Source organism: Variovorax boronicumulans NBRC 103145 (genome assembly GCF_001591345.1).
GTDB lineage: Bacteria > Pseudomonadota > Gammaproteobacteria > Burkholderiales > Burkholderiaceae_C > Variovorax > Variovorax boronicumulans.
Window position 1 is genome coordinate 1 of sequence record NZ_BCUS01000139.1, and the last position, 14,755, is coordinate 14,755.

Annotated in this window: 12 protein-coding genes; 1 reads left to right on the forward strand and 11 read right to left on the reverse strand. The window is 70.1% G+C overall.

Annotated elements, in window-relative coordinates; genetic code table 11:
- The 10 genes from VBO01S_RS27285 to VBO01S_RS27330 form a co-directional block, all read right to left on the reverse strand.
- Positions 1-899: DUF1800 family protein (locus VBO01S_RS27285; protein WP_157627468.1), on the reverse strand; the 899-nt coding region annotated here is incomplete at its 3' end.
- A 115-nt stretch (positions 900-1,014) separates the two neighbouring features.
- Positions 1,015-1,689, reverse strand: a complete 675-nt coding sequence (locus tag VBO01S_RS27290; RefSeq protein ID WP_062481278.1) for a DsbA family oxidoreductase — start codon at positions 1,687-1,689, stop codon at positions 1,015-1,017.
- A gap of 47 nt (positions 1,690-1,736) precedes the next feature.
- Positions 1,737-3,158 (reverse strand): MFS transporter, encoded by a 1,422-nt coding sequence (locus VBO01S_RS27295; protein WP_062481263.1) that lies wholly within the window; start codon positions 3,156-3,158, stop codon positions 1,737-1,739.
- A 49-nt stretch (positions 3,159-3,207) separates the two neighbouring features.
- Positions 3,208-5,109 (reverse strand): bifunctional sugar phosphate isomerase/epimerase/4-hydroxyphenylpyruvate dioxygenase family protein, encoded by a 1,902-nt coding sequence (locus VBO01S_RS27300; protein ID WP_062481265.1) that lies wholly within the window; start codon positions 5,107-5,109, stop codon positions 3,208-3,210.
- A gap of 141 nt (positions 5,110-5,250) precedes the next feature.
- Complete coding sequence (locus tag VBO01S_RS27305) at positions 5,251-6,027, reverse strand: alpha/beta fold hydrolase (RefSeq protein ID WP_062481266.1); 777 nt, start codon at positions 6,025-6,027, stop codon at positions 5,251-5,253.
- On the reverse strand, positions 6,024-7,265 hold the full coding sequence (locus VBO01S_RS27310) for a multidrug effflux MFS transporter (protein ID WP_062481268.1): 1,242 nt from the start codon (positions 7,263-7,265) through the stop codon (positions 6,024-6,026). The genes VBO01S_RS27305 and VBO01S_RS27310 overlap by 4 nt, the downstream gene beginning before the upstream one ends.
- Positions 7,262-7,702: a carboxymuconolactone decarboxylase family protein gene (locus tag VBO01S_RS27315; protein ID WP_062481270.1), complete on the reverse strand. Its 441-nt coding sequence runs from the start codon at positions 7,700-7,702 to the stop codon at positions 7,262-7,264. The genes VBO01S_RS27310 and VBO01S_RS27315 overlap by 4 nt, the downstream gene beginning before the upstream one ends.
- Positions 7,699-8,913, reverse strand: coding sequence for a 3-carboxy-cis,cis-muconate cycloisomerase (pcaB, locus tag VBO01S_RS27320; RefSeq protein ID WP_062481272.1), 1,215 nt, complete (start codon positions 8,911-8,913; stop codon positions 7,699-7,701). Before pcaB ends, VBO01S_RS27315 begins: the two co-directional genes overlap by 4 nt.
- Positions 8,914-8,929: 16 nt before the next feature.
- Positions 8,930-9,763, reverse strand: a complete 834-nt coding sequence (locus tag VBO01S_RS27325) for a shikimate dehydrogenase family protein (RefSeq protein WP_062481274.1) — start codon at positions 9,761-9,763, stop codon at positions 8,930-8,932.
- A gap of 31 nt (positions 9,764-9,794) precedes the next feature.
- Entirely contained in the window at positions 9,795-10,718 is a 924-nt protein-coding gene (locus VBO01S_RS27330; RefSeq protein ID WP_062481276.1) for a shikimate dehydrogenase family protein, read from the reverse strand.
- 199 nt (positions 10,719-10,917) lie between these two features.
- Between VBO01S_RS27330 and VBO01S_RS27335 the strand changes: the two genes are divergently transcribed.
- Entirely contained in the window at positions 10,918-11,712 is a 795-nt protein-coding gene (locus VBO01S_RS27335) for an IclR family transcriptional regulator domain-containing protein (RefSeq protein WP_062481277.1), read from the forward strand.
- Positions 11,713-11,803: 91 nt separating this feature from the next.
- On the opposite strand, the gene VBO01S_RS27340 is transcribed toward VBO01S_RS27335, so the two are convergent.
- Positions 11,804-14,755: autotransporter family protein (locus VBO01S_RS27340; protein ID WP_157627469.1), on the reverse strand; the 2,952-nt coding region annotated here is incomplete at its 5' end.

Genomic DNA, 14,755 nt, shown 5'->3' on the forward strand with positions numbered 1-14,755 from the left:
AACTCGAACAGGCCCTGGCGCACGTAGTCGGCGCGCACGGCCGGGCGCACCGCGGGCGGCGTCGCGTCGGGCGGCTGCACGCTGACGCCCACACCGGTCAGCACGCGCGCCAGTTCCTGCACGTCGGCCTGCGTGTAGCCGCCGCCCACGCCCAGCGTGTGCAGCTCCATGAGCTCGCGTGCGTAGTTCTCGTTGATGCGGTTGGCGGCGTTCTGCGCGTTGTCGAGGTAGCGCAGCATGGCCGGATGCCGCGCGGTGGCGCCCAGCAGGTCGCGGAACTTGCCGAGCGCGTGCGGGCGGATGGCGTTCTCTTCGTAGTCGCCGACCATCGCGCGCACCAGGTCCTTGCGGATGCTGACGCTGAAGTGGTTCATCCAGAACCAGGTCATCTGCTCCTGCAGCTGGTTCGGCGAATACAGCGCGCGCAGCAGGAAGCGCTGCTGCGCCTCGCGCGCGAGGGTGTTGAGCTCCTGCTGGTAGGCCGTGCGTGCGGCCTTCTTCGCTTCTTCGTCGGGCAAGGCGTCGGCGGCCTTGCGCCGGGCGTCGAGCGCGAAGACGAGCTGGTCGAGCGGCGTGCGCGAGATGGCCATGGCGTCGATCTGCGCCTGCGCCGCCGCGGGCAGCGGACGCGGCGCGGGACGCAGCTGGCGGCCCATCCAGCGCGGCAGGCCGTCGCGCGCCAGTTCGGCCTGGCTGCCGGCGGTGGCGCCCCAGCTCACACGATCGAGCCAGCGCAATTGCGCGGCGGGCGTGTCGGCGGCATGGCCCAGCGCCGTGAGCGGCGGGCCCTCGGGGCGCAGCAGGCCGGTGGAACAGGCGGTGAGCGCCAGCACGGCGGCCAGCGTCACGGCGATCGCGCGCGAACGGTGCAGCTTCGGAAACGGCATGCGGTCGATCATGCGCCCTTCAACCGCCTCGCGATGTAGGCGGTTGACCGACCTCGGGCCGTGCTCAGGTAAAGCTGAGGGTCAGCTTCGTTTCAGGACGAAACGGCAGGGCCGCAGCCCCGTGCCGTCAGGCCGTGGCGGTGCGGCTGGGCTCCGCGCCCGCAATCTGCCGCAGCGCGCGCTCGAACACCTCGACCGGCTGGCCGCCGGAGATCAGGTGCTGGTCGTTGATGATGATCGCGGGCACCGAATGGATGCCGGCGTCGGTGTACAGGCGCTCGCGTTCACGGGTTTCCTGCGCGAACTCGTCGCCGGCCAGAATCTCGCGGGCCCGCGCCGCGTCCAGCCCCGCCTCGGTCGCCGCGCGCACCAGCACCTCGATGTCCGAAGGGTTCTGGCTGTCGGTGAAGTAGGCCTTCAGCAGCAGCTTCTTCAGCGCCACCTGCTTGGCCGGGTCTTCCAGTTCGGCCCAGTGCAGCAGGCGGTGGGCGTTGAAGGTGTTGTACACGCGGGGCCGGCCCCCGGCGCTGAACTCGAAGCCGACGGCCGCGCCGCGCTGGCGGATCGCCTCGCGGGCCTGGGCCTGCTGCTCGCGCGAGGAGCCGTACTTCTGGTTCAAGTGCTCGAAGGTGTCCTGGCCTTCGGGCGGCATCTGCGGGTTCAGCTCGAAGGGCTGGAAATGCAGTTCGGCCGTGACCTCCGGCGCCACCCGTTTCAGGGCGGCCTCGAGCGAGCCGAGGCCCACGGCGCACCAGGGGCAGGACACATCGGAAACGAAATCGATCTTGAGATGGGCGGTCATGGCGCCATTCTTCATGGCGCCACAACCCCTTTGTGCGCGCGGGGTCTTCAGGCCATGGCCTTGCGGCGCTCGCGCTCCGTGCGGGCGCTGGCCAGCGTTTCTTCGCGCAGCCGCTCGTACTCGGCCTTGTCGACCGGCACGGCGTTCGGGTTGCCCAGGTCGTGCATGTGGACGCGGTAGGTCTCGCGGGCGCTCATGGCGGCCAGCGCGGCCAGCACGGTCACGGCGAAGGTGATCGCACCCACGGTGAACCAGATGTTGGTCGAGCCCGGAGGCGCCACGGCGGCGAACAGCGCGGGCAGCAGCGCGGTGAAGGTGGTGCCGATGTTCTGCGAGATGGCCATGGCAGACACGCGGTTGCGGGTACGGAACAGCTCCGGGTAGAAGCTCGGGAAGGTCGCGTTGTAGCCCTGGTACACGACGCCCCACATCAAGAGCGACATGCAGATGGCCAGCGGCACGTTCTTGATGCTGATGGCGTACAGGTACACGAACGACAGCAGGCCCGAAGCCAGGGCGCCCACGATGATCGGCGGCTTGCGGCCGATGCGGTCCGACAGGTTGCCCACGAACGGGATCACCAGCACGGCCAGGATGTTGCCCAGCACGGGAATCCACAGGTACACGTCTTTCTGGAAGCCGATGCCGTAGGCGGCCTGCACCGCGTAGGCCGCGCCGAACACGGTGGCGACCACGGGAATCACGTTCATGAGCGCCATGCAGATCACGCGCAGCATGTCGCCCCAGCTGTCGGTCAGCGCCTGGACGATCGGCGCCTTGGCCACTTCGCCCTTCTGGTCGACTTCAGCGAAGGCCGGTGTCTCGTCGACCTCGCGGCGGATGATGTAGCCGGCCACGATCACGATGAAGCTCAGCAGGAACGGAATGCGCCAGCCCCACGAGTTGAAGGATTCCTCAGGCATGTAGTGCGCCAGCGGCAGGAACACGGCGGCCGCCAGGATCTGGCCGGCCTGCACGCCCTGCAAGGTGAAGCTCGCGAAGAAGCCGCGGCGCCCGAACGGCGCGTGTTCCAGGATCATCGAGCTCGCACCCGAGATTTCGCCGGCCACGGCGAAGCCCTGCACCAGGCGCAGGAACACCAGCAGCGCCGGGGCCAGCAGGCCGACCTGGTCGTAGGTCGGCAAGAGGCCCACGGCCACGGTCGAGAAGCCCATCAGGAACATGCACAGCACCAGCACCTGCTTGCGCCCGTGCGTGTCGCCCCAGTGGCCGAGCACGAAGGCGCCGATGGGGCGCGCGACATAGCCCACGCCGTAGGTCGCGAGCGACGCGATGATGGCCGTGGTCGGGTCGCCCTTGGGAAAGAAGATCTGCGGAAAGATCAGCGCCGCGGCGGTGGCGTAGATGAAGAAGTCGTAGTACTCCAGCGCCGAGCCGATCCAGCCGCTGGCGGCGGCTTTCCTCGACTGGTGCTTGCCTTGCGGCTCTTTGGCGGATGGGTGGGCCATGGGTTGTCTCCAGTGGTGTGACGAAGGTGTCGGATGCGAGGGGAAAAAATCAGTCTTGTTGCTGGGGCTGCTGCGCCTGCGACGCCATGCGCGCGGGTGCGTTGAGCGCGCCGTAGGCGTCGTAGCCGCCCACGCGCTGTGCGACCTCGAAGAAGAGGCCGCCGTCGAAACTCTCGGTGTAGATGTGCAGGTAGTCGCCGGCCGCCGAGCGGTCGAACAGCACGCCGGCTTCGCGCATGCGCGCCAGCAGCTCGGGCGCCACGTCGATGCGCGTGGCCAGGTCGTCGTAGTAGTTGTCCGAGATCGGCACGAAGCGCGTGCCGTTGGCGCGCAGCCGGGCCACGGTGTCGAAGATGTCGTCGCAGTCGAGCGCGATGTGGTGCACCGCGCCGCCGCCGGTCACGCTCAGCGTGCGCGCGGTGCGCGTGCGCTGGCTCAGCGACACGTTCAGCACCAGGCGCAGGCTGCGGTCGGCATTGGCCACGCCGCGGCTGCGGATCAGGCCGAAGGGGTCGGCCAGCTCCAGGCTCTCGCCGGGCTCCAGGCCGAGCACGGCGCGCGTGAACAGCACCCAGGTGTCGAGCTGGTCGAGCGCCAGGCCCAGCGCGACGTGGTCGATGCGCGTGAGGCCCGCATCGCTGTCGCCCGGCCCTGCGTCCTCGAGGATGAAGTCGGTCTCGTACAGCCCGTTGGCGCCCAGCGCCTCGGGCACGAAATGGATCAGGTTGCCACCCGGCGCCACGATGGCCGGCACGCGCAGCTCGTTCGGCCCCACCGGGCTGTCGTGGCGCTGCGAACGCATGGCGCTGGCGCGGCCCACGGCCGCGAGCGGGTCGGCGCAGCGCACACCCAGCGCGCACACCGAGGTGCCATGCGCCTCGAAACGGCGGCGCGCGAACGAATCGGGCTGCGCGTTGACGATGAAGTGGATGCCGCCCTGGCGGTACAGCGTGACGGCCTTGGAGCGATGGCGCCCCACACGGCGAAAGCCCAGCTGCCCGAGCAGCGCGCCGAGCGTGGCGGCCGAGGCCTCGTCGGCCGCGAACTCGATGAACGACAGGCCCGAGAGCACCGGCGCGGGTGGCGGGTTGAACAGCTCCACGCGCTGCGGCTGCACGGGTGCATTCCCGTGGGCGAGCCGCTCGCGCGTTTCGCTTTCGAGGTACAGCAGCGAGCGCATCGCATCGACGGCGGTGCGGCGGTTCGGCGTCTCGCGGAAGATGTCGTTGAAGATCTCCAGCGACAGCGGCCCGGTGTAGCCCGCGCGCAGCACCTGCTCGAAGAAGCCGACCACGTCGAAATCGCCCTGCCCCGGGAACGAGCGGTGGTGGCGCGCCCACTGCAGCACGTCCATCGACAACAGCGGCGCATCGGCCATCTGCACGAAGAAGATCTTCTCGCCCGGAATGGCGGCGATGCCCGCCGGATCGTCCTTCAGCGACAGCGTGTGGAAGCTGTCGAGGATCAGCCCGAGGTGCGGGTGGTCGGCGCGCTGCACGATGTCCCAGGCCTGGGCGTAGCGCGAGGTGTGGCGGCCCCAGGCCAGCGCCTCGAAGCCCACGCGCAGGTTGCGGCGCGCGGCGCGTTCGGCCAACTCGTGCAGCTGGGCGGCGGCGCGCGCCGGGTCGTTCACCGACAGCGGCGAGGTGTTGGAGCAGCACAGCACCAGCGGCGCGCCCATGGCTTCCATGAGGTCGAACTTGCGTTCGGCGCGCTCCAGGCTGCGGTGGAACTGCGCTTCGGGCATGCCTTCGAAGTCGCGGAAGGGCTGGTACAGGTCGATAGCCAGGCCCAGGTCGGCCACGATGCGGCGCAGCTCGGCGGCGGTGCCGCGGAAGTTGACGAAATCGGCTTCGAACAGCTCGATGCCGTCGAAGCCCGCGGCCGCAATGGCTTCGAGCTTCTGGCGGAGGGTGCCGCTGAGCGAGACGGTGGCAATGGCGCGGTGCATGGGGATGGACTGTAGAAAGAGCCCGGGCGCGCCACAACGCAAATCAGCCCCTTCTGATCGATGATCGCACGCTGCCGATCATCATTCGAACGAAATAGGGGTTACGCCTAGCCCGCGCGGGGATGCGGGCCGAGCGTTTTTTCAGAGGCTGCGCCAGTAATCGATCAGCATCTGCGCAAACTCGACCGGGCGCTCCACCGCGCTCAGGTGCGCGGCATCGATGGTTGCCAGCCGCGCGCCCGGGATCTGCGCCACCATGGCCTCGGACATGGCCAGGGGCGTGGCCTCGTCGTGCAGCCCGCCGATCACCAGCGTGGGCGTGGCAATGCGGCGGTTGCTGTCGCGGAAGTCGATGGCGGCCACGGCGTTGCAGCTCTCGATGTAGCCCTGCGCGTCGGTGCGCACCAGCGTGTCGTGCAAGGTGCGCGCGGCCACCGCGCCTTCGGGCGTGGCGGCGTAGGCCGGCGTGAGCCAGCGCGCCACGGCGCCCGGGGCGATGGCGGCCACGCCCTTGGCGGCCACGGTTTCCGCGCGCAGGCGCCACGGGGCCTGGTCGGGGTAGTGCGCGGCCGAATTGGCGATCACCACGGTCTTGAGCTGCGCGGCGTGCCGCACGGCCAGCGCCTGCGCGGTCATGCCGCCCATCGACAGGCCCACGAAGTGCACGGGCTCGCCGCCCGTCTCGCGCGCGATCAGCTCGGACGCGTCCTGCGCCAGCGTTTCCACGCGCAGCACGCCGGGCACCACCTCGGAGCCGCCGTGGTTGCGGTGGTCGTAGCGGATCACCGTGTGGGCGCGTGCGAGCTGCGCGGCCACGCCGTCCCACATGTGCAGGTCGCAGCCGAGCGCATGGCTGAGCACGACGAAGGGGCCGTCGCCTTCGCGCACGACATTCAGGCGGGGGGTGGAAGTGGTCATGGGGTGGAGTCCTTCTGGGGAGAGGATGGAGAAGCAGGTTGTGCGAGACGCGGCAGCCACAGGAACGCGATGGCCAGCAGCACGGTGCCGGCCATCAGCATCGGCACCACCATCGGCCAGGCACCGTACGAAAAGCTCGTGTCGACGAACAGCGCGGCGACCTGCCCCACGCAGAACGCGACCATCATCATGCCGAAACCGGACCACGACACGGCCCGCCCCGCCAGGTGCGGCAGGTCGCCCACGGCGCCGGCCTGCCCGCAGGGCTGGTGGATGCCGTGGCCGAGGCAGTACACGGCGTGGCCCGCCAGCAACGGCACCGCGCTGTGCGGCATCAGCCAGCAGCCCAGCGCCTGGATCACGGCGCCGGTGATGCTCAGCACCGCGCCCAGGCGCACGGTGCGCACCGGCCCGAAGCGGCGCAGCAGGCTGCGGCACATCGTGGTGCTGAAGATGTAGACCAGCGAGCCGCCGGCCGGAATCCAGCCGTACCACGCGGGCGACCAGCCGAGGTAGCCGATGTAGACCATCGGCGAGAGCAGCAGAAAGCAGAACAGCCCGCCGTAGGTGGCCGCCGCCACCGAGGCCCAGGCGCGGAAGGCGCGGCTCGCGAACACGGCGCGCGCGCTGCCGCGCGGCGCGGACGATTCGCCTCCGGCCAGCGGCTTGCGCGTTTCGCCGAACGAGCGCCAGCACAGCGCGAACAGCGCCAGCGAATAGACCGCCATCGCGACCATCACCCAGCGCCAGCCTGCGCCCTGCACCAGCCAGGCGCCCAGCAGCGGCGCCACCAGCCCGACCATGCCCAGCCCCGTGAGGCCCCGTGCCATGACGTGCGGGCCCTCGTGCGCCGGATACAGGTCGCGCACCGCGGCGCGTGAGCACACGAGAATCGCCGCCATCGAAAAACCCTGCAGCGTGCGCCAGCCCGCGAGCACCGCCACGCTGCCCGCAAAGGCACCGCCGAAAGCCGCGACCACATAACAGGCCAGCCCCGCCAGCAGCACCGGCCGTCGGCCGAAGCGGTCGGCCAGCGGGCCGCACAGCAGCTGCGCAAAGCCGAAGGCCAGCACGAACAGCGTGAGGCTGGTGCTGGCCGAGCCCAGTTCCTTCGCGATGGCGGGGAGCGCGGGCAGATAGCTGTCGGTGGCGACCGGTTGCGCGGCCAGCAGCAGCGGCAGCAGCAAGGTGAAACTGACGTCGAACCGGCCCTTCTTCGGGGCGACCGGCGCGTTCACTGCGCCGCGGACGGAGCAGCGGGTGCTGCGGGCAGCAGGCCCTTCTCGCGCAGGATGTTCGTCGCGATGCCGAAGGCGTGGTTGGCCACCGGCACGCCGCAGTAGATCGCGGCCATCATGATCACTTCCTTGATCTCGTCGGGCGTGAGGCGCGACTCGGGCGGGCCGTCGAGCGCGGCGCGCACATGCATCGCGAACTCTTCGTACGCATGGATGCCCAGCATCATCGACAGCACCATGAAGCGGCGCGTCTTGTCGCCCAGCGCGGGGCGGCCCCAGATGTCGTTCCACGCGTGGCGCGTGATGAGCTCCTGGAACTCGGCGTTGAAGCCGTTGCGGTTGGCGAGCGACTTGTCGACCCACGCGTCGCCGAGCACGCGGCGGCGGTTGACGAGGCCGTCTTCGTAAGGGTTGCTCGGGGTTTCGGGGGCGGTCATTGCGAGAGTTCCTTGTCGGATGAGAGTTGGGCTTGCAGGGCTTTCACCTCTGCCACAGCGATCTGCCCCGCATTCACGGCGAGTGCGGGGTCGAACCATTCGTCGGCCGCGTCGCGCGGCAACTCGGCGCGCAGCCGGTCGATGTTGGCGCGCATGCGCGCGGCGTCGACCTGCAGGCCGGGCAAGGCGCCGGCCATCGCGCGCACGCTGCCGTGCGCCGACATCAACAGTTGCGGCCATTCGGCCAGCTCGGCCTGCCAGGCGCCGAGCGCGCGCTCATGCTGTTGCGGCATGGCGCCGAGCAAGGCCGCCACGCGCTGCGGCGCGCGGTGCGCGGCGGCAATGGCGACCATCGAGGCCACGGGGTTGCGCTTGTGCGGCATCGCCGACGAGCCACCGCGCCCGGGTTCGCTGGGCTCGGCGACCTCGGCCACTTCGTACTGGCCGAGCAGCGAAATGTCGACCGCGACCTTGCCCAGGCTGCCCGTGAGTAGGCCGAGTTCGCAGCCGAGCGCGACCCATTCGTCGCGCTGCGTGTGCCACGTGGCGCCGGGGTCGCCCAGGCCGAGTTCCTTGGCCATGCGCTGGCGCACCGCGGCGCCCTGCCCCTTCATCTGCGCCAGCGTGCCGACGGCGCCGCCGAGCTGCAGCTGCAGCGCGTGCTTCGCGGCGGCGCGCAGGCGGGTGCGGCTGCGCACCAGCGGCGCGGCCCAGCCGGCGCACTTGAAGCCGAAGCTGGTGACCGAGGCCGGCTGCATCAGCGTGCGCGCGAGCATCGGCGTGTCGGCGTGCTGCACCGCCAGGCGCAGCAGCGCGTCGGCGGCCTTGGCGAGGTCGGTCTCGACGAGCGCGACCGCTTCGCGCGTGACCAGCGCCATCGCGCTGTCGATCACGTCCTGGCTGGTGCTGCCGAAGTGCACGAAGGGCGCGGCCTCGGCATTGAACAGGCCCACGGCCTCGCGCAGCGCCTTCACCAGCGGGATGGCGACGCTGCCCGCGCGCCCGCTCTCGCGCACGATCTTGGCCACGTCGAACAGCTCGACCTTGCAGCTGCCGACGATCGAATGCGCGGCGCTCTCGGGGATCAGCCCCTCGGCCGCCTGTGCGCGCGCGAGCGCGGCCTCGAAGCGCAGCATGGCGTCGACGAAGGCGCGGTCGCTGAAGGCGCCCAGCGTCTCGGAGGTGGAAAGGAAGCCTTCAAAAATGCTCATGCGTGTTCCGGTGTTTTCAGTATTTCAATTGCGCGACGGCGCGCAGCTCTTCGGGCGAGGCGGTGCCGAAGCCGAAGAACTCGAGGTAGGCCGGGATCATCTCGAACAGCATGTCGGTGCCGACCTGCACCTGGCAGCCCTTGGCCTTGGCGGCCTGCAGCAGCGGCGTGTATTCGGTCTTCATGACGACCTCGCCGACGAAGGTCTCGGGCGCGATGCGGTCCACGTCGAAAGGCAGCGGGTCGGTGTCCTTCATGCCCAGCGGCGTGGCGTTGACGACGATGTCGAAGCCCGCCGGGTCCTTCGAGCCGGTGGCGACCTTCATCTGCGGATAGTGTTCGCGCAGCCGCGCGGCCAGCGCCTGCGCCGAGGCATCGCTCATGTCGAACAGCATCAGCTCGGCCGCGCCGGCCGCCGCGATCGACGCCGCAATGGCCGACCCGACGCCGCCCGTGCCCGACACCAACACGCGCGTGCCCTTGAACAGGCGCCCCTTGCGCTCCACACCGCGCACGAAGCCCGCGCCGTCGAACTGGTCGCCCAGCAGGCTGCCGTCGGGCCGCTTGAGCACGGCGTTGCAGGCGCCCGCGACGCGCGCGGTGGGCGTGACCTCGTCGACCAGCGACATCGTCGTGACCTTGTGCGGCATCGTGACCAATGCGCCGCGCAGGTTCGAGAACTTGAAGATCTGCGCGAGCGACACCGCATAGTCCTCGGGCTTCACGCCCATGGGCACCACGACCGCGTCGATGCCCTGCTTGTCGAACCAGGGGTTGTAGATCATCGGCGCCTTGAAGGCCTCGGTGGGGTAGCCGATGTGGGCGATGAGCGTGGTCTTGCCGGAGATCATGGGAAGTCGTCTTGTTCAGGAAGGAGCGGGATCAGGCCACGCTCGGGGATTGGTAGCGCAACGGGGTTGCGATCTCGGCGTGCATCGCCGGCGGATAGATGAGCTCGCGCAGGAAGTCGGCGTCGGCCTGCATCGCATCGGCCGCGTCGATGTGGCCGAAGTAGCGGAAGTAGTGCGGCATCTGCTGCACCAGCATCTCGAAGCCGGCCTGCGCGTTGAGCCCGCGCGCCCGCGCCGCGCGCACCAGCGGCGTGGGCTGGTTGCGCAGCAGGATGTCGAACAGCGCCGCGTGCGGTTCCATGCGCGCCACGTCCAGCGGCAGCGCGTCGTCTTCGGCCAGGCCCAGCGGCGTGGCGTTGATCACGAGGTCGTAGCCCTCGGGCGCGTTGCTGTCCACGGCAACCACGGTCGCGTCGAAAAAAGCGTCGAGCTTGGCGGCCACGCCCGCGGCCTTGCCGGAGGCGGTGTCGAAGAAGGCGATGTGCTCAGCGCCGTTCACCGTGCCGCCTTCGGCCAGCGCCACGCCGATGGCCGCGGCGCTCACGCCCGCGCCGAGGATCAGCACGCGCTTGCCGCGGAACGGCACGTTGCAGCGGTCGAGCGCGCCGATCAGGCCCTCGCCGTCGAACAGGTCGCCCTCGAGTTGGTCGCCCTCGGTGCGGCGCACCACGTTGACCGAGCCGGCCACGCGGCCGAACAGGCCGCAGCCGTCGAGCAGGTCGACCACGCGCGGCTTGTGCGGCGGCGCGATCACCATGCCGCGCACGTTGCGCGCCAGGAAGGCCGACTTCATGAACACCGCGAAGTCGCGCACCGGCACCTGCATGGGCACCAGCACCGCGTCGATGCCGTAGCGCGCGAAGGCCGCGTTGAACATGCGCGGCAGCCGCACGTTGCGGACCGGGTCGCCGGGGATGAGGTAGGCCTGGGTGCTGCCGGTGATGAATGGGCTCATGGGCGTGCTTCCGTTCGTCAATCGCTCGTTTCGGGGCGGAACAGCGGGCTTTATAGTCCCTTCGCGCGCGGCCTGCTGGCATACGAGGCGCAAAACGCTCGATGATCGATCTTTCAAGTTCGTCAATCGATCAAATTGCGGGTTTTTACCTAGCCATTCGGACTCCGCCGCCGCGCCGGACGCGGGCACACTTCCGCCCATGAACAGCACCAGCCCCGACGACTCGACGCCGCCCGCCGGCCTGGACAAGCGCGACTGGATCGCCGGGCTGGAGCGCGGCGTGAGCATCATCGAGGCCTTCGACGACGCCAACCCGCGCCTCACGGCCAGCCAGGCCGGCCAGCGCACGAACATGACGCGCACCGCCGCGCGGCGCTACCTGCTCACCCTGCAGCACATGGGCTACGTGGCCAGCGACGGCAAGCTGTTCTGGCTCACGCCGCGCGTGCTGCGCCTGGGGCAGTCGTACCTCGAATCGGCCCGGCTGCCGCGCGTGGTGCAGCCTTTTCTGCAACGCGTGGCGGCCGGCACCAACGAAATCGCCTACTTGAGCGTGATGGACGGCGACGAGGTGGTCTACATCGCGCGCAACGGCCCCAACCGCAGCATGAGCACCGGCTACGTGCTCGGCGCGCGCGTGCCGGCGCAGGTGACGGCCTCGGGCATGCTGATGCTGGCGCTGCGCAGCGACGCCGAGCTGAAGGACTGGCTCGCCACGCGGCAGCTCACGGTGTTCACCTCGCACACCATCGCGAGCATGGAGCGCATGAAGCTCGAGCTGGCGCGCATCCGCGCCCAGGGTTGGGCGCTGTCGGAGCAGCAGCTCGACCTGAACTCGCGCGGCATCGCCGTGCCGCTGCGCGACCGCCACGGCACGCTGGTGGGCGCGCTCAACATCACGATGCCGATGGGCCACGAGAGTTCGGAAGACGCGGTGGCCCGCGTGCTGTCGGTGCTGCGCGAGACGGCGCAGGCGATGCGCAACCTGATCTGAGCTGAACCGGTGGCGCGCGTCGGTCATGCCGACGCTTTCTTTCGAAGCGGCCGCGACAGGCAGTTCCGTCGCGCCGCCTCACTTCACCTGCTCACCACTTCACTCGCACGCCCGCCGCCGCATTGATGGAGCTGCCCACCCGCGCCCCGCCACCCGTGGCCCACTGCTTGCCGAGTTCGCCGTAGAGGCTCGTGCGCTGGCTCACCGCCAGCGTGAAGCCCGCAGCCAGCTCGGTGCTGGTGCCACCGATGGGCGCACCGACAGGCGTGATGGCCGCCGGGTTCACGAAGCGAGCGACGTCGTTGCCCTTGGCGCTGCGATAGACATTCAGGCGCGCATAGGGCTGCAGCGTGCCGGCGCCGGTCACGAAGCTGCCCTTGATGCGAACGCCCGCGCGGCCGATCCAGCCGCTGCCCGCGTCCTGCTGCACGAGTGCACCCGAGATGGACACGTCGTCAAGCCGCAGCCGTTGATGGATCAGCTGCAGTTGCGGCTCCACCGACCAGCCGCTCGCACCGATCGCGAAGGCCTTGCCTACTTCGATCGATGCCAGGAAGCTGTTGCCCTTGCCCGAGACGCCCGCACTCAGGAGCGGCTGCACCGTGTAGCGGTGGCGACCAGCCTGCAGCACCGCATCGGCATAGAAGCCATCCTCAGTGGTGAAGGTGCCGTAGAGACCCAGGTATTGGCTGCGCAGATCGTTGCTGCCTGCGGCGGTGTTCAGAAGGCCGCCGCTGAAGCCGCTCGTGCGGGCGTTGCCGTCGAGCTGGCCCACGTAGATGCCAGCGCGCCAATCCGGGTTGGCCCACAGGTCGGTGCCGGCCTGCAGTCCGGTCAGACGGCCCTCGCCGTGCGGCGAGACGGTGCCGCCCTGGCGGATGTCCATGTCGGTGGAGATCAGCCGGCCCCAGGCGCGACGGTTGTTGCCGTCGGTGCCCGGCGTTGCTCCCGCACCGCCGCGCACATCGTCGTCGCCGACGCGTTGGCTGCGGCTCGCGAGCATGCCCAGGTTGCCCTGGCGCAGCTGATGGGGCAGCGCCGCGAACAGCGAAGCCTCGGTGCGGTAGGTCGGCAGCCCGGCACCGCCGGAAGTGCCTGGAACGCCCGGAGCGCCCAGTTCGGCCTCGGTGCGCAGATACCAGTTCTCACCACCGCCACTGGCGTCGCCCGCGTACAGCCGGTACTCGAAGGCCCCGGCATCGACATGGCCGCCCGAGAGCACGAAGGCGTCCTTGGTGGTCTGCGCGGTGGTGGTCGCGCCGTTGCGTGCACTGATCAGCTCGATACCCGCGCCGCTGGTGCGTGCGCCCAGGCCGCCGAGGTTGGACACCTGCACCGTCGTGCGACCACTCGCGCTGGCGGCAGCACCGTCGAGCACGAGGCGGTCGGCGGTGCCGGGGTTGTCCAGCTTCGCGGCCAACCGCAGCACGCCGTTGTTGCCGACGTAGGGGCCGGTCAACGTGAGCGTGGTGCCGGGCGTGCTGCCCAGCAGCGAGACCGTGCCTGCGTTGTTCAGGCCTGCCATCTTCTGGCTGAAGCCCGCCAGATCGAGCGTGGCGCCGCTGGCTACGACGCCGCTCGAAGCAGCGCTGAAGGCGTTGGCCGCGCCGGCCTTGAAGGTGCCTGCGACGACGCGCGTTTCGCCGCTGTAACTGGCCGTGCCCGCGAGCGTGAGCGTGCCTGCTCCGACCTTCACGAGCGAACCGCCGGCGCCGCTGATGGCGCCCGAGATCGTGTTGTCGCTGCCGACTGCGCCGGTGGTCAGGGCTTTCGCGCCGAGCACCACGTCGCCCCCACCGCCGAGCGAGCCGATGCTCGCGCCGGTAGTGGCCAGGTCGATGCGCACCTGCGCGCCAGCCGCATTGGTCACCGTGGCGCTGGCGGCATTCGCGCCGTCCTGCAGCCGCAGCGTGCCCTGGTTGGCAATGACCAGCGTGCCCGCGTCGGCCTTGCCGCCGAACTGCAGCGCCGCGCCCGAGGCGATGCCGACAGCGCCCGTGCCCAGCGCGCCGCTGGTGTCGGTGGCGAGCGTGCCCGCATCGACCAGCGTGCCGCCGCTGTAGCTGTTGGCACTGGCCAGCGTCAGCGTGCCGGCGCCGATCTTGCGCAGCTTGCCGGTGCCGCTCATCACGCCGGCGTAGGTGCCAGCGGTCTTGTCCTGATCGAACGCGACCTCAGCGTTGTTGACGATGTTGCCCTGCAGGCTGGTGGCGCTGCCCTGCAGCACGCCGCCCTTCACGGTGGTGCCACCGGTGTAGGTGTTGATACCGCCGAGGATCAGCCGACCCGCATCTTCCTTCGAGATGCCGCCTGCGCCCGAGAGCGCGACATTCACCGTGGCGGTCATGGCCGCGCCCCCGGCCATGCCGTCGCCCACGCGCACCACCGAGTTGGCGTTGTCCAGCGTGAGGCCGTCGCCCTGGACCGTGTAGCCGTCGACCGCGAACTGCGCGCCCGCGATGCGCACCGCGCCACCGGCCCCGTCGACCGTCACGGTGCCGGCCTTGCCCCCGAACACCGCGAACTGGCCCTGCGCCCAGTTGGCGTTGAGCTTGCCGTCCACGTCGGTCCAGCCGTCCTTCGAGGGCTGGGGGTTGCCCGCGCGCCAGGTGCCGCTGCCGCCGGCCACCTGGTTGTCGTGGTACTTGGTGCTGTCGCCGCCGTCCCAGAATTTCAGCTCAAGGCCCGCGCGGTTGACCAGGTTGACCTGGTTCGCCACCGAGGTCTGCACCTGCAGGTCGGCCAGCTTGGCGCCGGCCGGTACGGTGCCGATGTCCAGGCCGAAGTCGGTCAGCGTGCCGCCGTAGCTCATGAGGCGATACAGGCCCGGTCCGAACGTGCCGCCGGCCGACTGCGCGATGTTCAGCGTGCCGTTCAGCAGCAGGTTGCCCGCGACATCGATCAGGTCGTTGAGCGCGCCACCGGGCACGCCGGCCTGGCCGAGTTCGTAGTTCAGCGTGGCGCCGCCGCCCAGTGCGAGCGCGCCGAGCGTCAGCGTGCCGGGGCTGTTGCCCGCGGCGAGGATGCCGCCGTCGGCGACGAA